Genomic DNA, 19,234 nt, shown 5'->3' with positions numbered 1-19,234 from the left:
TCCCATAGGGACATCAAGGAACTAGTTCGCCGCCCAGAAAATGTAGTCGGCCTGATACTTCACCACTTCCTGCTTGCCCTTGTTCGCTGCTGTGCATTCACTGCCCGGTGCCACGCCGCCCTTGAGCGCGACACGCTGGATATAACTCACGCCGCTCATCGCGCCTTTGCCTTCAGCCGGGTTGGCCTTGACCAGTTGATAGGGCAGGTTGCCCGGGCTCGACGGAGCGACGGCCAATTGCGTGCCGGTGACTTTCGAACCGTCCTTGGCCTGCCAGGTGGCGGGCGGGCCGAAGTAGGTGCCGACCTGCTTGCCGCTGCGATCATTGAGCACCGCTTTTGGGCCGACGAAGGTCCATTCGGTCTGGCCGGCGGCATTGGGCTTGTCGCGGCATTCGTAAGTGATCTCGCCGACCCCGGTGGTTTCCATCGCGATCTTGTGGCCTTCCGGGACTTTGATCGCATCGGGGTAGCTGCTTTGGGCGAAGGTTGTCGAGGACAGGGCGAGCAAACCGGTGAGGCCAATCAGTTGAGTGATGTTCATCAGTGTTATCTCCGAAAGGGGTAGACCGCTGACAGCCGAAGAGGGCTGTTACAGGGACTACCCGTGGCGGAGGCATTTGGATGCAGTGCCTGAAAAATATTTTCCACCTCCACCGATCTTCCCCTGTGGGAGCGGGCTTGCTCGCGAAGGCGTCCTGTCAGTCGATATTCATGTCACAGGTATATCGCATTCGCGAGCAAGCCCGCTCCCACAGGGATTTGCATTGGGCGTGAGGCCGGAGGCTTTCAGCAGTTCCTGGGTGTAGGGGTGGGCTGGCGCAGCAAAAATCTCCCGCGACGAACCCTGTTCCACGACCTTGCCATCCTTGATCACCAGCAAGTCATGGGCCAGCGCATGCACCACCGCCAGGTCATGGCTGATGAACAGATAGGTCAGCCCATGCTTGATCTGCAGTTGCCGCAACAGCTCCACCACTTGTTTCTGCACCGTGCGATCCAGCGCCGAGGTTGGTTCGTCGAGCAGGATCAGCGCCGGCTCCAGCACCAGCGCGCGGGCGATGGAGATGCGCTGACGCTGGCCGCCGGAAAACTCGTGGGGGTAGCGATGACGGCTCTTGGGGTCAAGGCCGACTTCTTCGAGTACGCGAATCACTGCTGCTTCGCGCTCGGCCTCGGTGCCGATGCCGTGGGTCAGCAAGCCTTCGGCAATGATCTGCTGCACCGACATCCGAGGGCTCAGGCTGCCGAACGGATCCTGGAACACCACCTGAATCTGCCGGCGCAAAGGCCGCATCAAGCGTTGATTGAGCAGGCTCAGCTGCTTGTTGCCGAAGCGGATATCGCCCTCGGATTCCACCAGCCGCAGGATCGCCTGGCCCAGCGTCGATTTGCCCGAACCGGATTCGCCGACAATCCCCAACGTTTTGCCGCGTTGCAGGCGGAAACTGACCCCGTCCACCGCTTTGATGTACGCCTGCGAACGACTCAACAACGCCTTGGGCAGTGGAAACCAGACCTTCAGATCATCGACTTCCAGCAGGTTGTGCTGGTACGGGCTCGGCACCGGCGCACCGCTCGGTTCAGCTTCGATCAGCAAGCGGCTGTAAGGATGCTGCGGCGCGCGAAACAGCGTCTCGCAGTCAGCCTGTTCGACGATTTCGCCGTGGCGCATCACGCACACCCGTTGCGCGATGCGCCGCACCAGATTCAGATCGTGACTGATCAGCAGCATCGACATTCCGAGCCGCTGCTGCAACTCGATCAGCAGCTCGAGAATCTTCTGCTGCACGGTCACGTCCAGCGCCGTGGTCGGCTCATCGGCGATCAGCAGTTCCGGCTCATTGGCCAGCGCCATCGCAATCATCACCCGTTGCCGCTGGCCGCCGGACAACTGGTGGGGATAGGCTTTCAAACGCTGCAATGGCTGGCGAATGCCCACCAGTTCAAGCAATTCCAGCGTGCGCTCACGGGCGGCGCGGCCCTTGAGGCCCTTGTGAATCTCCAGCACTTCACTGACCTGTCGTTCCACGGTGTGCAGTGGATTGAGCGAGGTCATCGGCTCCTGGAAAATCATCGCAATCCGGTTGCCGCGCAAACCGCGCATCTGTTGCTCGCTGGCGTGCAGCAAGTTCACCCCGTTGTAAGCAATCGAACCGCTGCTGCTGACGGTTTTGCCCGGCAGCAGACGCAAAATCGAATGCGCCGTGACCGACTTGCCCGAGCCGGACTCACCGACCAGCGCCAGACACTCGCCACGCCGAATATCGAGGTTCAGACCGTGCACCACTTCCTGCCCGGCGAAGGCGACACGCAGGTCGCGGATTTCAATCAGGTTGTCGCTCATGTCAGCTCCTCGGATCAAGATCGTGGATCAAACGCATCACGGCAAGCCTCACCGATGAACACCAACAAAGACAGAATCAGCGCCAAGGCAAAAAATGCCGTCAGCCCCAGCCATGGCGCTTGCAGATTGCGCTTGGCCTGGCCGATCAGTTCGCCCAGCGAGGCGGTCCCGGCGGGCATGCCGAAACCGAGGAAATCCAGCGCGGTGAGGGTGGCGATGGCGCCGGTCAGAATGAACGGCAGGTAGGTCAGGGTGGAGGTCATCGCGTTGGGCAGGATGTGCCGCAACATCAGTTCGCTGTCGGTCAGCCCCAGCGCCCGAGCGGCTTTGACGTATTCCAGATTGCGTCCACGCAGGAACTCGGCGCGCACCACGTCCACCAATGCCAGCCAGGAAAACAGCGCCATGATCCCCAGCAGCCACCAGAAACTTGGCGAGACAAACCCGGACAAGATGATCAGCAGATACAGCACCGGCAGCCCCGACCAGATCTCCAGCACCCGTTGCCCAAGCAAATCCACCCAACCGCCGTAATAACCCTGCAAGGCCCCGGCAACGATGCCGACCAGCGCACTGATGCCGGTGAGGATCAGCGCAAACAGAATTGAAATTCGTGTGCCGAAAATCACCCGTGCCAACACGTCCCGCGCCTGATCGTCGGTGCCCAGCCAATTGCTGGAAGAGGGTGGGCTGGGTGCCGGTTCAGTCAGGTCGTAATTGACCGTGTCGTAGCTGAACGGGATCGGCGGAAACAGCATCCAGCCGCCCTGATCCTCGATCAGCCCGTGCACGTAAGCGCTGGCGTAATCCGGCTGGAACGGCAGTTCACCGCCGAAATCGGTTTCCAGGTATTCGCTGAGGATCGGGAAGTAGTAGGCGCCGTGGTAGCGGATCACCAACGGTTTGTCGTTGGCAATCAGTTCGCCACCGAGGCAGATCAGGCACAGGCCGAGGAACAGCCACAACGACCAGCGCCCACGGCGGTTGGCCTTGAACTGCGCGACCCGGCGCTGACCCAGAGGAGAAAGTGTGAACATCAGGCAGTCCTCGCCGAGAAGTCGATGCGCGGGTCGAGCAGGGTGTAGCAGAGGTCACCGATCAGCTTGATCAACAGGCCGAACAGGGTGAACAGGAACAACGCGCCGAACACCACCGGATAGTCACGCGACACCGCCGCCTCGTAACTCATGCGCCCGAGGCCGTCGAGGTTGAAGATGGTTTCGATCAGCAAGGAACCGGCGAAAAACACCTCGATCAGCGCCGAGGGCACCCCGGCCATCACCAGCAGCATCGCGTTGCGAAACACGTGGCCGTAGAGCACGCGGCGCTCGGTCAAACCCTTGGCCCGCGCGGTGATCACGTATTGGCGGCTGATCTCGTTGAGGAAGCTGTTTTTGGTGAGGATAGTCAGGGTGGCGAACCCGCCGATCACCAGTGCTGTAACCGGCAAAACCAGATGCCAGAGGTAGTCGCCGACCTTGCCCAAGGTGCTGAGGCTGTCGAAGTTATCTGACATCAGGCCCTGCACCGGAAACCAGTTGACGTAGCTGCCGCCAGCGAACACCACGATCAGCAGCATCGCAAACAGAAACGCCGGCATCGCGTAGCCGATAATGATTGCGGTGCTGCTCCAGACATCGAATGCGCTGCCGTTGCTGATCGCTTTGCGGATGCCCAGCGGGATTGAAATCAGGTAGGTGATCAGCGTTGCCCACAGGCCGAGCGACAACGACACCGGCAGTTTCTGCAGGATCAGATCGGTGACCTTGGCGCCGCGAAAGAAACTGCTGCCCAGATCCAGCTGGGCGTAGTTTTTCAGCATCAGCCACAAGCGTTCGTGCATCGGTTTGTCGAAGCCGTAGTGGTGTTTGATTTCCTCGATCAGCGCCGGATCGAGGCCACGGCTGCTGCGCCCGGCACCGCCAACCGCGGCGACTTCGCCACCACCGCCCATGCCGTGCCCGCTGAAACCTTGCAGGCGGGCAATGGCTTGTTCGACCGGACCGCCCGGCGCGGCCTGCACGATGAGGAAATTGACCACCAGAATGCACAGCAGCGTGGGGATGATCAGCAGCAAACGTCGACTCAGATAACGCAGCATGTCACTGGCCCCCCGCGAGCTGGGTGTGCATCTGTTGTGTGGTCAGCGGCTTGGCCGAGATCTCCCACCAGGTGTTGAGGCCTTCGTCGTACGCCGGTTGCACCGGCGGCATGCCGAAGCGGTTCTGATACACCGTCGGCGTGCCTTTGGAGTAGTAGTTGGGAATCATGTAGTAACCCCATTGCAGCACCCGGTCGAGGGCGCGGGCGTAATGCACCATGGCGTCGCGGGTGTCAGCCTCGACCAGCCCGTCGATCAGTTGATCGACCGCCGGGTTGGCCAGCACCATCGAGTTCGAACTGCCGACTTGCGTGGCACTTTGCGAGGCATACAGGCTGTACAGCTCGCGGCCGGGGGAGACGATCGGATCGCCACTGCGCGGGAAACTGGTGACGATCATGTCGTAGTCGCGGGCGTTGAGCCGATTGACGTATTGCGCCGAGTCGATCCGCCGTAGATTGAGGGTGATGCCGATCTGCGCGAGGGTGCGTTTGAACGGCAGCAGCATGCGATCAAAACCGCCCTGACCGTCGAGGAAGGTGAACTCCAGAGGCTCATCGGCGGCGTTGACCAGTCGGCTGTGTTGCGGCGTCCAGCCGGCCTCGGCGAGCAGCTTCAGAGCTTGCAGCTGCTTGTCGCGGATGTAGCCGCTGCCATCGGTTTTCGGCGCCTGATACACCGTGGTGAACACCTCGTCGGGAATCTGCCCGCGCAGCGGTTCGAGGATCTTCAATTCCTCGGCGTCGGGCAGGGCGGTCGCGGCCATTTCACTCTTCGGCCAGAAGCTGTTCTGGCGTACATAAAAGCCGCGCATCATCTGCTTGTTGGTCCATTCGAAATCCCACAGCAGGCTGATCGCCTGACGCACGCGGCGATCCTGAAAAATCGGGTTTTGCAGGTTGAACACGAAGCCTTGGGCGGCGGTGGGTTTTTCCGGAGCGAGGATCGCCTGCTGCAAGCGACCGTCACGCAGCGCCGGACTGTCGTAACCCACCACATAACCGGACGAGGAAAACTCGCGGTTGTAGTCGAAAGCCCCGGCCTGCAACAGTTGCCGGGCGACGTCGGTGTCGCCATAGAAATTCACCGTGAGCGTGTCGAAGTTGTACATCCCGCGACTGACCGGCAGGTCTTTGCCCCACCAGTCCGGGTCGCGCTGGAAACTGATGCTGCGCCCGGCATCGACCTTGCTCACGCGGTACGGGCCGCTGCCCAGCGGTGGCTCGAAGCCGCCGCCGTTGGCGAAATCGCGAGTTTTCCACCAGTGTTCGGGCACCACGCGCAGGGTCGCCAGGTCCAGCGCCAGGGTGCGGTTGAGGTTGTTCTTGAAAGTGAAACGCACCTGCCGTGGGCCTTCGATCAGCACGTCCTGCACGTCGGCGTATTGCTGGCGATAACTGAGGCTGCCCTTGGTCATCAGCAGGTTGAAGGTGTAGCGCACGTCCTCGGCGGTGATCGGCGTGCCATCGGCGAAGCGAGCCTTGGGGTTCAGAGTGAAGCGCACCCAGAGGCCATCGGGATCGCGTTCCATCTGTTGCGCGACCAGCCCGTAAACGGTGTACGGCTCGTCGAGCGAACGGAACGCCAGTGGCGCATACACCCAGTCGTTGACCTGCACCACAGAAATGCCCTGATCGGCATACGGGGTGATGTAGTTGTACTGGCCGATTTCCATCGACGCACGACTGAGCGAACCGCCCTTGGGCGCGTGCGGATCGACGAAATCGAAATGCTCGAAACCCGCCGGATACTTCGGAGCCTCGCCGTATACCGTCAGTGCGTAGCTGCCGGCGGCCAGTGCCGAGGGGCCGGTGCACAGCAGTGCACTGCCCAAAAGCAGGCCCGCCATGTTGCGCAAAACACTCATGCAATCACTCCTCAAAATCCCTGGAAAAGCTCAGCTCAACCTGTGGGAGATCTACTGTGGGAGGGGGCTTGCTCCCGAAGGCGGTGTGTCAGTCAACACACCCTTCACGGATATACCGCCTTCGGGAGCAAGCCCCCTCCCACAGTGGAAACATCTCCCACAGGAGAGACATCCGGTGTTTCCGGTCAGAAGTGATACGTCATGCGCGCAAATAGCGTGCGGCCCAGCGGGTCGGTGTAGCGCGGGTCATAGCCGCTCTGGAAGTTGTAGGCCTGGTTGGTGAACGGCGGGTTGCGGTCGAACATGTTCTTCATCCCCGCATCCACGTCCAGCACCTTGTTGAAGGTGTAGCCGGCCGACAGGTCCCACACCGAATACGACGCGACGCGCGCATGGGTATCGCGGTCGTAGTCGTTGTAGCCGGTGGTGAAGCGGTTGGTCAGCGACGCACGAGCCGCGCCGAAGGTCCAGCTGCCGGTGAGGTTGTGTTTCCAGCGCGCGATCACCCCGTCCCCTTCGAAGTCGCCGACCTTGTCGGTAAACGGACCCTTGATGGTGCTCTGGAAGTCGTAACTGTCGACGTAGGTGCCTTGCAGCCCCAGACCGAACTGGCCGTAAGGGGTGTTCGGGAAGCGGTAATCCAGCGACACATCGACACCGTTGGTTTCGACGATGCCGAGGTTGGCGTTGCCGGTGACGATGTAGTTGAGCGTGCCGTCGGCGTTGCGCACGAAGCGATCCGGGTAGCTGCCGGCCTGATCGAACACGGTGGATTCAGGGAACGGCTGGATCTGGTTGGAAATGTGAATCCACCAGAAATCCAGACCCACCGACAGGTTGCTGACCGGCTGATAGACGAAGCCCAGCGTCACGTTGCGCGCCTTCTCCGGGGCCAGATCTTCATTGCCGCCGATCTGATTGAGGAACTGCTGGCCGCAATCGCGCCCGCCGTTGCCGCCCGGTTGCACCACGCCACCGGTACACAGCACCGGGTCGTTGTAGTAGCCCTGGGTGTAGGTGATGCTGCGCGGCGAATACAGCTCGTACAGTGACGGCGCACGGAAGCCTTCGCTGTACGCGCCACGCACTACCAGCTCTTTGAGCGGCTGATAACGGAACGAGTATTTCGGGTTGGTGGTGCTGCCGAAGTCGCTGTATTTGTCGTGACGCACGGCGGCGGACAGTTCGAGGCTGTCGAGCACCGGCACGTTGATTTCGGCGTACGCGGCTTTCACGCTGCGGTCACCTTCCACGCTGCCGGCCGGGTCGATGCCGAGGCTCTGGATATCACCGGCAAACTGTTCGAAGTCCTGGTGGAATTTCTCTTTGCGGTACTCGCCACCCAGCGCCAGACCGGCGGGGCCGGCACCGAACCAGTCACCGATCTCGCGGCTGATCCGCCCGTCGAAACCGGCGACGCGGCCGACAGCGGTGGAGTAGGCGCCGTGGTACATGGCCTGGTCGATGTACTGCTGACCGGCGGCGGATTGCGGGCCGAACGGGTTGAGCAGACCGCTGGCCAGACCGTTGATCATCGCCTGATCGCTGACATATCCGCTGGTGACACTGGAGACGATTTTGTTCTGGTTGTACGAGGCGCCGACGTTGTAATCCCAGCCGCCGACCAGACCATCGAAGCTCAGCAGAAAGCGCTGACTGGTGTTCTGGTCTTTCGATTCACGCGGGCCGGCAGCGGTCTCGCGCCAGTTCACATCGACCGGTTGCGTCGGGTCGAGGGCGAAGCCGGTCGGGCCGGGGGTGATGCCGTTGCCGGGGTAGTAGGGCGACGACGAATCCAGGCTCAAGCCGGTGAGCGGGGCCGGGCCGACAGCGGTGGCGTTGTTGTTGCGCGACCAGAAGTATTCGAGGTTGACGTTGTGGTCATCCGCCAGCTTGCCGGTGGTCTTGCCGAAGAACGACGTCTTTTCGGTTTGCGGAATCAGGTCGATGTATTCGCGGGTGCTGAAGCGGCACAGGCCATCGCGCGCCACCAGGTTCGGCCCGTTGCAATTGCTGTTGGCCAACGGGTTGGTGGCGTTGCCGTTCTGGCTGTAGTTGCCGGGGAACGCGGTGCCGGAGGTCTGGTCCAGGCCACGGCCGGGCACATAGTCGCGGGCGAAGGAGCGGTCGTTGGCGTCGAGGTTCTGCTGCTTGTTGTAGTTGAACACGCCGAGGACGTTGAAGCGGTCTTGCTCCAGATCGCCGTAGCCCCAGCTGGCGCTCATGTCTTTGGTGGCACCGCCGCCGCTGTGGGTCGGGGTTTCGCCACCGAGGGTGAGCTGGCCGTCGGTCATGGATTTCTTGGTGATGAAGTTGATCACGCCGCCGATGGCGTCGGTGCCGTACAGGGCTGATGCGCCGTCGCGCAGCACCTCCACGCGCTCGATCGCGGCAAACGGGATCATGTTCAGATCCACCGCGCCGCCGGCCGAGTTGGTGCCGGACAGGGCGTTGTTGGCCAGGCGTCGACCGTTGAGCAGCACCAGCGTCTTGTTCGCGCCGATGCCGCGCATGTCGGCAAACGAAGCGCCACCGGTGGCGGCGCCGACCGAGCCGGCGCTGTTGTTGATCGACTGGCTGCCGGTGATCCGCTGCACCAGTTCGGCGGTGGTGGTCACGCCCTGTTTGCGCAACTCATCGGCCTTGAGAATGGTGATCGGCACCGCCGTTTCCGCATCGACCCGGCGAATCGCCGAACCGGTCACTTCCACCCGTTGCAGTTGCGTGGTCGGCGCCACCACCGCTGCCGCGGCGGGCACGGTGGCGCTGTCATCCTCGGCGGCTTGCACAGTCCCGGCGCCCATCCCCATGGCCACCAGATACAACGGAACAAAACGGTGGCGAGAGATCGTTGCCACCAAAGGTTTGAGCGTGAAGCGTGGAGTGTTCATCAGCATGGTTATTTCCGACTTTTTAGACGTTATCGAATTGGCCTTGTGAGCCCCTCATTGCTCCGCTATCGGTGATACCGCGTGCGGAAAACCACTTTCTTCAAGCAAGCCGATCCCCTCCGAAGACGCCTGGCGTTTTTTCGGTCGGCTGATTGCGACGGGATGCTTCAGCGGTGCCGGGCGCGCTTCTCAACGTGCGGCCGGCACCGCACTCAGTGGGTGGTCATCACCGAAATCTTGCTGATGCCCGAACGTTCGATGGAGGCCATGGCCTTGGCCACCTGGCCGTAGTTGACGTTGGCGTCGGCCTGCAGCTGCACGCGCACTTCGGCGTCCTTGGCCTTGACCTCCTTGAGGCTGGCTTCCAAAGACTCCGGCGCCAGTTCGGTTTTTGCCAGGTAGAACTTGCCGTCCTGATCGACGCTGACCACCACCGGGTCTTTCTTCTCGGCGGGAGCGACGGCATCGGTTTTCGGCAGATTGACCTTGATCGCATTGGTCATCAGCGGCGCGGTGACGATGAACACCACCAGCAGCACGAGCATCACATCCACCAGCGGCGTGACGTTCATTTCGCTGAGCACTTCATCGCTGTCTTGCGTGGAGAACGACATCAGCTGGCCTCCCGCACGGCGGCTGTGGTTTTGCTGGCGATGGCCTGGCGGCTGATGGAGAACGCACTGCGCGAGGCGAGGGCGTCGAAGTCGTGGGCGAAGTCATCCATGTCCGCCGAGGCGAGTTTCAGGCGGCGCAGGAAGAAGTTGTAAATCAGCACTGCCGGGACCGCGACAGCGATCCCCACGCCAGTGGCGATCAGTGCATGACCGATCGGGCCGGCGACCGCTTCAAGGCTGGCCGAACCGGTTTCGCCGATGCTTTGCAGGGCTTCCATGATCCCCCACACGGTACCGAACAGACCAATGAACGGCGCGGTGCTGCCGATACTGGCGAGAATCGCCTGACCGTTTTCCAGCGAGCGGCGTTCTTTCTGGATCTGCTGGCGCAGGTTGCGCTCCAGACGATCGGAACGGTTGATGGTGTGCGCCAGTTGTTGCGTGGTACGCGGCGATTCTTCCACCAGCAAGGCTTCGAAGCCGCTGCTGGCGATGCGCGCCAGCGAGCCCGGATACTGGCTGGCGTGTTCGGCAGCGGTGAGCAGATCCGGTGCACCCCAGAAGGCTTTGCTGAACTGTTTGTTCTGGGCTTTCTGGCGCAGGTATTGCGCCGACTTGACCAGCAGGATCGCCCAGCTGACCACGGAAAACAGCACCAGGCCCCAGAGCACACCGGGGACAATCATCGAAGACAGTGAATTGTTCATCGCTACACCTCGCTTGCATTAAGTCGGTTGTGAGTTCGTTGGGTTGTGCCGTTATTGCGGCAATTTGAAATCGATGGTCTGGGTGGCGAAGCCGTCAATCGGCGTGTCACCGCGTTTGGCCGGAATGAACTTCCAGTTCTTTACCGCCGCGACGGCGGCGTCATCCAGTTGCGGCTTGCCGCTGGACTTGGTCACTGTCACCGAGCCGGCGCGACCGTTGGCCAACACCTGAATGCGCAGCACCACGCTGCCTTCCCAATTGCGCCGCAGTGCCAGCGACGGGTATTCCGGCGGCGGGTTGCCGAGGCTGGCGAGACCGGAAATCGCTGCCGATTCCTTGACCGGGCCAGGCGCGGCGGCCGGGGCCGGTGGCGCGCTCGGTGTCGCCGGCGCAGCGGGAGCGGCCGGTTGTGCCGGGGCGGGCGGAGCTTTCGGCGGCTCGACTTTCTTCACCGGTTTGGGCTTCTCGACCGGTTTCGGTTTTTCGATCGGCTTGGGTTTTTCCACCGGTTTTGGCGGTGGCTTGACCGCGTCTTCGTCTTCCACCGGTTGTTCCGGTTCCGGAGGTGGAGGGGGCGGCGGTGGCGGTTCCGGTGTGGGCGGTGCCGGCGGCGTCGGGCTGCTCAGCTCGACGGTCATTTCCGGAATCTGCGGCGGAGTCGGCAGTGGCTCGGGCCGGGTCTGCTGGAAAAACCACCAGGCGCCGCTATGTATCAGCGCCGATACCGCCACCAGCAACAGCATTTGCTGTTTGTTCAACCCGCCGGGCTGCGAGGTATTGGCCGTGAAGGCTGGCCTGTCCGGTGACAGCGGGATTGGCGCTTCCCGTAACGACCCCGGCAGGGTTCTGTGCTTTACCGCATCGTTCATTAAAGCTCCCTCGGGTTGATGAAGGGCAATAAGGTGCCGTCCGAACATAGGGGTGATGTTCGAGTGGGTGGGTGTAACTTTCTTCAAGGTGTACGCAGGCCGATAGTTGAACTATCTATAGAACAGGGCTTGCTTACAGTTACTGGCTTAGAGCTATCGACTTCGAGTGTTCATTGGCCATTCCCTGGTTGTTCTTCTATCGCTTGAGATCAGTGTTGGTGTCTCACGCTTGTGCTTTTTGCATGTAGCAACCGCTGTGCCAGATGTTGCCGAAATGTATAGGTCTTATTTCATCAGTGTTACCCATGTCGCATTTATATAAGTTTTGCCTTTGTCGTGTATTTCTCCGGCCAACAGTTTCCCGAAACTCCATTGAGTGGAGTTTTTTCAGAGGCGAGTCAGGCTCTACGCGGTATCACGCTGATCGGCGGGATAGAGCGGCGGCTTGGCTAACGGCCCGGGCACTTGCTGGTGCGCGGCGGACTGATTTGGTGCGGGTCTGTGTTTTAGCGGGTCACGGCGTATGTTCCTTGTTCTTGTTTAAATGAAATCAATGTTTCCAGTGCTGAATAATCCAACTCACTGGAGCCGTTTTGGTGCACTTGCAAAGTCTCTGAAAGTTATTGTCCGACAATCCAGTCTGCGTTCATTTAATACGGCGCAGGTGCAGGAATTTTTGCAGTTGTATTTAAAAAATAAATAACACGCCGTTGTCGGCGAAGCGTCATCGCCAATCACGGTGTGTGGTCATGGAGTCAGGTAATAAAATAGAGGCACTGGCCGCCGGGACTGTTCGAATGAACTCGGCGTTGTTGATAAACAAGCAAGCAGAGGCTGATGCGGCAGAGCGTTTGAAGATTCACGCGGTGAACTCCTTGTTGCCAGCTCGGATACGCGAACTTTTGGTTCGGTATCGCACCTTACAAGAACGCGGATAGCGTTCGATGATTGCTCTTGGTGCGGGATGGGCACCGCCAGCGCTGTTATGCGAGGTTTGAATTCGCAAGTCGCCAATGCATGGGAAAAACGTGCCAAAGCGGATACACCCGCTATAAATAGGGCTACACAGATCTGTCGAGATCGAGGAGGGGGCATGTATCAACTGTACGGACATCGCAATTCAGGTGCCGCAGCCATCGAGGCGGCGCTGGAGTTATGCCAGATCGCCTATCGCTTTATCGATATCGAAGCCTCGACCGAGGCCGCGGAAGCACTGGCGCGCCTCAATCCACTGAAGCAGGTGCCGACCCTGCAATTGCCCGATGGCAGTGCGATCACCGAGAGTGTGGCGATTCTGATTCATCTGGGCCTGAGTTTTCCCGAGTCCGGTCTGTTGCCGGCCAAGGCGGCTGATCGCGATCAGGCGATTCGCGGCATGGTCTACATCGCCAGCAATTGCTATGCGGCCATCGGCGTCATCGATTATCCCGAGCGCTGGCTGGTGATGCCGGACGAAGCCTCACGGCAGAACCTGATGGCCGGCGCACGTGAGCGCCTGCACTGGAGTTGGGAAGTGTTTGCCGACCAGTTTTCCGCCGAGTTGTACCTGGACGACGAAACGCCCGGCGCGCTGGACGTGCTGGCGGCCGTGGTGACGCGTTGGGCGGGCAGTCGCGAGCACTTGAGCCAGACCCGTCCGGGGTTTTATGCGTGGTTGCAGCGCATCGACCGGCACCCGGTGCTGGCCCCTGTCTTCGCCCGGCATTGGCCGTCCTGATCACCCGATAAACCAAAATGTAGGAGTGAACTCTGTGGTGAGGGGATTTATCCCCGATGGACTGCGAAGCGGTCCCGGCTTTTCTGGGGGTGCTTCGCGCCCCATCGGGGATAAATCCCCTCGCCACAGGGCTCACTTCTGTAAGTGGGAAGGGTCTATTCCCCGCGAATGTACTGCTCCAGCTGTTTGATCAGCTCCGCCTGTTCGGCAATCGCCTCTTTCACCAGGTCGCCGATCGACAGCAGACCGATCAGCTTGCCGTTCTCCACCACCGGCAAGTGGCGCAGGCGTTTGTCGGACATGATGCCCAGGCAGGTGTCGACGGTCTGGTGGGTGTCCACGGTGATGACGTCCTTGACCATGATGTCGCGCACCGGTGTTCCCACTGACGAGCGCCCGTGCAGTACCAGTTTGCGTGCGTAATCACGCTCACTGATGATGCCGACCACTTTGTCATCTTCCATCACCACCAAGGCCCCGACGTTTTTCTCGGCCATTTTCATCAGCGCTTCGAGCACCATGTGACCGGGATCGATATGGTGCACTTCCTGATTTTTCTGATCTTTGAGCTTGAGCAGTTGGGCGACGGTCTTCATGGCGGTTACTCAGGTGTTGTCGTTGTTATTCAAGCATCGTAGACGCTGGCGCGCAGAGCAAGGTGGCAAAGCGGCAGATAGCACGCAAAAAACGTCATTTGCCGGTTTTTCCGGCTTAGCGCTAAACCTGTGGCGAGGGAGCTTGCTCCCGCTGGACTGCGTAGCAGGCCCAAACCCTGAGAATTCGGTTTGCCTGATGCACCGCATTGCCTGGTTTTACGACTGCTGCGCAGGCGAGCGGGAGCAAGCTCCCTCACCACAGGGAATGGGGTTATCCCTTGAAGGGCAGCGTAGAATGCCCCTCTGATTCAATTCCTGAGGTTGCAGTGGTGGATTTACAGCAGGGCTTCGTCCTGACCCGGCATTGGCGCGATACCCCGGCCGGCACCGAAGTCGAGTTCTGGCTGGCGACCGACGCCGGGCCGCGCCGTGTGCGGCTGGCGCCGCAGACGTCAGTGGCGTTTATCCCCGCTGCTCAACGCGAGGCGGCCGAACGCCTGCTGCACGATGAAAAGAACGTCGAACTGCGCCCGCTGGCCCTGCAGGATTTCGAACATCGCCCGGTGCTCGGACTGTATTGCCAACAACACGGCCAGTTGATGCGCCTGGAAACCGCGCTCAACCGCGCCGGGGTCGACGTCTTTGAGGCCGATGTGCGCCCGCCCGAGCGCTACCTCATGGAGCGTTTCATTACCGCACCGGTGCTGTTCGGCGGTAGCGCCGACGCCGATGGCGTGCTGCTCAACGCCCAGCTCAAACCTGATCCGAAATACCGACCGCAACTACGGCTGGTCTCGCTGGATATCGAAACCACCGAAACCGGCGAGCTTTATTCCATCGCCCTCGAAGGTTGCGGCCAGCGTCAGGTGTACATGCTCGGCGCGCCCAACGGTGACGCCAGCATTGTCGACTTCGATCTGGAATATTGCGACTCGCGCACCGTGATCCTGAAGAAGCTCAACGACTGGTTCGCCCTCCACGACCCCGACGCGATCATCGGCTGGAACGTTGTGCAGTTCGACCTGCGCATCCTTCACGAACACGCGCGACGCCTCGGTGTGCCGCTGAAAATCGGCCGTGGCGGTGAGGAGATGCAGTGGCGCGAACACGGCAGTCGCACCCACTTCTTTGCTTCGGCGGCGGGGCGGCTGATCATCGACGGCATCGAATCGCTGCGCTCGGCGACCTGGAGTTTCCCCTCGTTCAGCCTGGAAAACGTCGCCCAGACCTTGCTCGGCGAGGGCAAGGCGATCGACAACCCGTACCAGCGCATGGATGAAATCAACCGCATGTTCGCCGAGGACAAACCGGCGCTGGCCAAGTACAACCTCAAGGACTGTGAGCTGGTGACGCGGATCTTCGCCAAGACCGAACTGCTGACGTTTCTCCTCGAACGCGCCAGCGTCACCGGCCTGCCGGCAGATCGCAGCGGCGGCTCGGTGGCGGCGTTCACCCATTTGTACATGCCGCTGATGCACCGCCAGGGTTTCGTTGCGCCGAACCTGGGGACCAATCCGCCACAGGCCAGCCCCGGCGGCTTCGTCATGGACTCGCAGCCGGGGCTGTACGAGTCGGTACTGGTGCTCGATTACAAGAGCCTGTACCCGTCGATCATCCGCACCTTTCTGATCGACCCGGTGGGGCTGATCGAAGGCTTGCAGCACCCGGACGATGCCGACTCGGTGCCGGGGTTTCGCGGTGCACGTTTCTCGCGCACCCGGCATTGCCTGCCGTCGATTGTCGCGCGGGTCGCCGAAGGTCGCGAGACCGCCAAGCGCGAACACAACGCACCGTTGTCGCAAGCGCTGAAGATCATCATGAACGCCTTCTACGGCGTGCTCGGCTCCAGTGGTTGCCGATTTTTCGATACGCGTCTGGCATCGTCGATCACCCTGCGCGGCCACGAGATCATGCTGCGCACCCGTCAGCTGATCGAAGCGCAGGGCCACGCGGTGATCTATGGCGACACCGATTCGACCTTCGTCTGGCTGCGTCGCGCGCACGGTCAGGAGGAAGCGGCACAGATCGGTCAGGCGCTGGTCAAGCACGTCAACGACTGGTGGCGCGAGCATGTGCGTGAGGAATACGGCCTGCAAAGTGCTCTCGAATTGCAGTACGAAACCCACTACAAACGTTTTCTGATGCCGACCATTCGCGGTGCCGAGGAGGGCAGCAAAAAGCGCTACGCCGGACTGGTGACGCGCGCCGATGGCAGTGACGAAATGGTCTACAAGGGCCTGGAAACCGTGCGCACCGACTGGTCGCTGCTGGCCCGGCAGTTCCAGCAGGAACTCTACGAGCGGATCTTCCAGCGCAAGCCGTATCAGGATTACGTGCGCAATTACGTGCGCAAGACCTTGGCCGGCGAATTCGATGAACGACTGATCTACCGCAAACGCCTGCGCCGCACCCTCGATGACTACGAACGCAACGTGCCGCCGCATGTGCGTGCGGCGCGGCTGGCCGACGATTACAACGCGCAGCACGGGCGCCCGCGGCAATACCAGAACGGCGGCTGGATCAGTTACGTGATCACCCTGGCCGGGCCGGAACCGCTGGAAGTGCGTCGCGCCGCGATCGACTACGACCACTACATCACCCGCCAGTTGCAACCGGTGGCGGACGCGATTCTGCCGTTCGTCGACGACGATTTCTCAACCTTGATCGGGGGGCAACTGGGCCTGTTTTGAGTCCAGCAGTTGCAGGGTCCATTCGTCGAGGATGCCGTGGAAGTAACGCTCCAGCGCCTGAGCGAACGGACAGTCGTCGGCGCTGAGCTGCGCAAACAGGGTCATTGAGGAGTGGAATTTCAGGTCGTCGGGGTGGCCGAAAATCTCGGCAATCGAGCGCTGACGGATGTTCAGCACCAACTGCGTGCAGGTGCGCAGTCGAGCGCCGAGCAGGTCATGGTTCAGGTAAGCCTCGGCTTCCTCGGCAGACTGAATGGCGAAGCGCCGGGACATCTCGCTGCCACCCAGCCCGGCGAACTGCGGGAACACAAACCACATCCAGTGGCTACGTTTGCGCCCCTCACCGAGTTCACGCTGGACCCGTTCGAACACCGGGTCCTGCGCCTGGACGAAACGCTGCAGATTGAACGGGTCGTACTGATCAGTGCTTCTCATGACGAAGCCCTCGCCAGCCGGCAGCGACTCAGACCATCGCCAGCCGCTGCTTGCGTTGTGGCGCTTTGAATACCTGATCCAGCGCCGCCAGATCCCCGGCATCCAGTTGCAACTGCGCCGCTTGTGCATTGAGTTGCACATGTTCCGGTCGCACAGCCTTGGGAATCGCAATCACACCATCCTGACGCAGAATCCACGCCAGTGAAACCTGTGCCGGGGTCACGTTGTGACGAGCGGCAATCTTGTTCAGTACCGGTTCAGCCAGCATCGCGCCGCCCTGGCCAATCGGGCAGTAAGCCATCAACGGCATGCGCTGCTGTTGGCACCATGGCAGCAGATCGAATTCGACGCCGCGCTCTTCCAGGTTGTACAGCACCTGATTGGTGGCGCACGCCGGGTTGGCCAGTTCTTCGAGGTCATCGACATCGAAATTCGACACGCCCCAGCGGCCGATCTTGCCGTCCTCGCGCAGGCGTTCGAACGCTTCGACGGTTTCATCCAGCGGATACTGGCCGCGCCAATGCAGCAGATAGAGGTCGATGTAATCGGTGTCGAGCCGGCGCAGGCTGCGCTCGCAGGCTTGCGGGATGCCTTTGCGGCTGGCGTTGTGCGGGTAGACCTTGCTCACCAGAAATACCTGATCACGCAGACCGGCAATGGCTTCGCCGACCACGCTTTCGGCGCCGCCCTCGGCGTACATTTCCGCCGTGTCGATCAGAGTCATGCCGAGTTCGATGCCTTGGCGCAACGCAGACACTTCACGCTGGTGCGCCGAGCGATCCTCGCCCATGCGCCAGGTGCCCTGGCCGATCACTGGAACCTGCACGCCTGCCAGTTCAAGGGTACGCATTCAAACCTCCTGTGCTGATGGTCGATACCTTAGTGGGCAGCAGGATAGCGCAGGGGTTCCAATGGAGGTCGATGAACCTGTGGCGAGGGGATTTATCCCCGATGGGCGCGCAGCGCCCCCAAGAAGCAGGGTTGCTGCGCAACCCATCGGGGATAAATCCCCTCACCACAAGGCAAGTGTTATTTCGCGGAGAACTTCAACACCACGCTGTGGCTGTAAGTCTGCCCCGGATCGAGACGCGTGCTCGGGAAGTCCGGCTGATTCGGCGCATCCGGATAGTGCTGCGTTTCCAGGGTAAACGCGCCCCAGTGCGGATAGACCTTGCCACCCTTGCCCTTGACCGTGCCGTCGAGGAAGTTACTGGTATAGAACTGCACACCAGGCTCGCTGGTGAACAACTGCAAATGCCGCCCTGACTGCGGATCGCTGACCTCGGCGGCGACTTTGTTCACATCACCTTTGGTATCCAGCACCCAGTTGAAATCGAAGCCACCCTGTTTCGGCTCGGCGAATTTCAGCTGTGGGTGATCGGCCTTGATGTGCGTACCAATGGCAGTGGGCTTGGTGAAGTCCATTGGTGTGCCGGCCACTGGCGCCAGTTCGCCGGTCGGGATCAACTTGTCCGTGACCGGGGTGTAACGGTTGGCGTGCAAGGTGGCCACCTGCTTGAGAATGTCGCCATTGCCGGCGCCGGCGAGGTTGAAGTAGCTGTGGTTGGTCAGGTTGAGCACGGTCGGTTTATCGGTGCTGGCCTTATAGTCGATGCGCAACTCGTTGCTGTCGGTCAGGCGATAGGTCACTTCGGTGGTGAGATTGCCGGGGAAGCCCATTTCACCGTCTGCCGACAGATAGGTGAGGGTCACGCCGACGGAATCCTTGTCCTTGGTTTCCTGCGCTTTCCAGACCTTCTTGTCGAAACCCTGAGTACCGCCATGCAAAGCGTTGGACTTGTCGTTCTGCGGCACCTGATAGCGCTTGCCGTCGAGTTCGAACGCGCCGTCCGCGAGGCGATTGCCGAAACGGCCGATGGTCGCGCCGAAATACGCCGTGCCTTTCTGGTAACCCTGAACATCGTCGAAACCCAGCACCACATCGGCGGCTTTGCCGTGTTTGTCCGGCACCAGCAGCGATTGCAGGGTGGCGCCGTAGGTGATGACGGTCGCCTGCATGCCGTGGCTGTTGCGCAGGATGTATTGCTCGACGGGCGTGCCGTCATTGGTTTTGCCAAAGGCTTTGTGTTCGGCGGTCAGGCCCGCCGCGTTGGCGGAGAGGGTGGCGATCATCAGGGACAGTCCGAGGCCGGAGAGCAGGTGACGTGATTGAAGCATGGTTGACCTTCCTTTTTGTTGTTGTTTTCAAAACAGGGTAATAGTCATGCTAATTGTGGGTTGAGTCAGAATTTATAGCCGGTTAAAGGTTTAGTGCAAATATAAAGTCATACTAAATAGTTGCCGAAGGTCGGGAAATCGTGCCAGCGCTGCACTTTTCCGGATTCGGCGGCTCTATCCATGGCCAGGATGCGGCGACGCCCGCCGCACAGGAATGTGCCC

Annotated in this window: 15 protein-coding genes; 2 read left to right on the top strand and 13 right to left on the bottom strand. The window is 60.9% G+C overall.

Annotated elements, in window-relative coordinates; genetic code table 11:
- Nucleotides 1-21 precede the first annotated feature (21 nt).
- The 9 genes from J1G18_RS07165 to J1G18_RS07125 all read right to left on the bottom strand — a co-directional run bounded on the left by J1G18_RS07165 (nucleotide 22) and on the right by J1G18_RS07125 (nucleotide 11,396).
- Nucleotides 22-543 carry a DUF3455 domain-containing protein gene (locus J1G18_RS07165; protein WP_027613866.1) on the bottom strand — a complete coding sequence of 174 codons (522 nt, stop codon included), beginning with the start codon at nucleotides 541-543 and terminating at the stop codon, nucleotides 22-24.
- Nucleotides 544-711: 168 nt separating this feature from the next.
- Nucleotides 712-2,346, bottom strand: a complete 1,635-nt coding sequence (locus J1G18_RS07160) for an ABC transporter ATP-binding protein (protein WP_223007301.1) — start codon at nucleotides 2,344-2,346, stop codon at nucleotides 712-714.
- Nucleotides 2,347-2,360: 14 nt separating this feature from the next.
- Nucleotides 2,361-3,383 (bottom strand): ABC transporter permease, encoded by a 1,023-nt coding sequence (locus J1G18_RS07155; protein ID WP_134785930.1) that lies wholly within the window; start codon nucleotides 3,381-3,383, stop codon nucleotides 2,361-2,363.
- Entirely contained in the window at nucleotides 3,383-4,447 is a 1,065-nt protein-coding gene (locus J1G18_RS07150; protein WP_223007300.1) for a microcin C ABC transporter permease YejB, read from the bottom strand. The genes J1G18_RS07155 and J1G18_RS07150 overlap by 1 nt, the downstream gene beginning before the upstream one ends.
- 1 nt (nucleotide 4,448) lies before the next feature.
- Complete coding sequence (locus tag J1G18_RS07145) at nucleotides 4,449-6,314, bottom strand: extracellular solute-binding protein (RefSeq protein WP_223007299.1); 1,866 nt, start codon at nucleotides 6,312-6,314, stop codon at nucleotides 4,449-4,451.
- 185 nt (nucleotides 6,315-6,499) lie between these two features.
- Nucleotides 6,500-9,211, bottom strand: a complete 2,712-nt coding sequence (locus J1G18_RS07140; protein ID WP_167797068.1) for a TonB-dependent receptor — start codon at nucleotides 9,209-9,211, stop codon at nucleotides 6,500-6,502.
- 206 nt (nucleotides 9,212-9,417) lie between these two features.
- Nucleotides 9,418-9,819, bottom strand: a complete 402-nt coding sequence (locus J1G18_RS07135; protein ID WP_003223575.1) for an ExbD/TolR family protein — start codon at nucleotides 9,817-9,819, stop codon at nucleotides 9,418-9,420.
- Nucleotides 9,819-10,526: a MotA/TolQ/ExbB proton channel family protein gene (locus J1G18_RS07130; RefSeq protein WP_007966644.1), complete on the bottom strand. Its 708-nt coding sequence runs from the start codon at nucleotides 10,524-10,526 to the stop codon at nucleotides 9,819-9,821. The genes J1G18_RS07135 and J1G18_RS07130 overlap by 1 nt, the downstream gene beginning before the upstream one ends.
- 51 nt (nucleotides 10,527-10,577) lie before the next feature.
- Complete coding sequence (locus J1G18_RS07125; RefSeq protein ID WP_223007298.1) at nucleotides 10,578-11,396, bottom strand: energy transducer TonB; 819 nt, start codon at nucleotides 11,394-11,396, stop codon at nucleotides 10,578-10,580.
- A 1,093-nt stretch (nucleotides 11,397-12,489) separates the two neighbouring features.
- Between J1G18_RS07125 and J1G18_RS07120 the strand changes: the two genes are divergently transcribed.
- A complete protein-coding gene (locus J1G18_RS07120; protein ID WP_223007297.1) occupies nucleotides 12,490-13,113 on the top strand; it encodes a glutathione S-transferase in 624 nt (207 codons plus the stop codon).
- A 155-nt stretch (nucleotides 13,114-13,268) separates the two neighbouring features.
- On the opposite strand, the gene J1G18_RS07115 is transcribed toward J1G18_RS07120, so the two are convergent.
- The gene (locus J1G18_RS07115) at nucleotides 13,269-13,709 is read right to left on the bottom strand and encodes a CBS domain-containing protein (RefSeq protein ID WP_027613875.1); all 441 of its coding nucleotides are present in this window, start codon (nucleotides 13,707-13,709) and stop codon (nucleotides 13,269-13,271) included.
- 329 nt (nucleotides 13,710-14,038) lie between these two features.
- Here J1G18_RS07115 and J1G18_RS07110 point away from each other — a divergent pair, with 329 nt between their 5' ends.
- Entirely contained in the window at nucleotides 14,039-16,399 is a 2,361-nt protein-coding gene (locus J1G18_RS07110) for a DNA polymerase II (protein ID WP_223007296.1), read from the top strand.
- Here J1G18_RS07110 and J1G18_RS07105 read toward each other — a convergent pair.
- The 3 genes from J1G18_RS07105 to J1G18_RS07095 all read right to left on the bottom strand — a co-directional run bounded on the left by J1G18_RS07105 (nucleotide 16,364) and on the right by J1G18_RS07095 (nucleotide 19,012).
- Nucleotides 16,364-16,834, bottom strand: coding sequence for a DUF1810 domain-containing protein (locus J1G18_RS07105; protein ID WP_223007295.1), 471 nt, complete (start codon nucleotides 16,832-16,834; stop codon nucleotides 16,364-16,366). The genes J1G18_RS07110 and J1G18_RS07105 overlap by 36 nt on opposite strands.
- A gap of 28 nt (nucleotides 16,835-16,862) precedes the next feature.
- Nucleotides 16,863-17,684, bottom strand: a complete 822-nt coding sequence (locus J1G18_RS07100; RefSeq protein ID WP_223007294.1) for an aldo/keto reductase — start codon at nucleotides 17,682-17,684, stop codon at nucleotides 16,863-16,865.
- A gap of 179 nt (nucleotides 17,685-17,863) precedes the next feature.
- Nucleotides 17,864-19,012, bottom strand: coding sequence for an aldose epimerase family protein (locus J1G18_RS07095; protein ID WP_223007293.1), 1,149 nt, complete (start codon nucleotides 19,010-19,012; stop codon nucleotides 17,864-17,866).
- Nucleotides 19,013-19,234 lie beyond the last annotated feature (222 nt).

Source organism: Pseudomonas sp. MIS38 (assembly GCF_019891575.1).
Classification (GTDB): domain Bacteria; phylum Pseudomonadota; class Gammaproteobacteria; order Pseudomonadales; family Pseudomonadaceae; genus Aquipseudomonas; species Aquipseudomonas putida_A.
The sequence above is the reverse complement of the archived record's forward strand: the minus strand, read 5'-3'. Positions and strand labels throughout refer to the sequence as shown.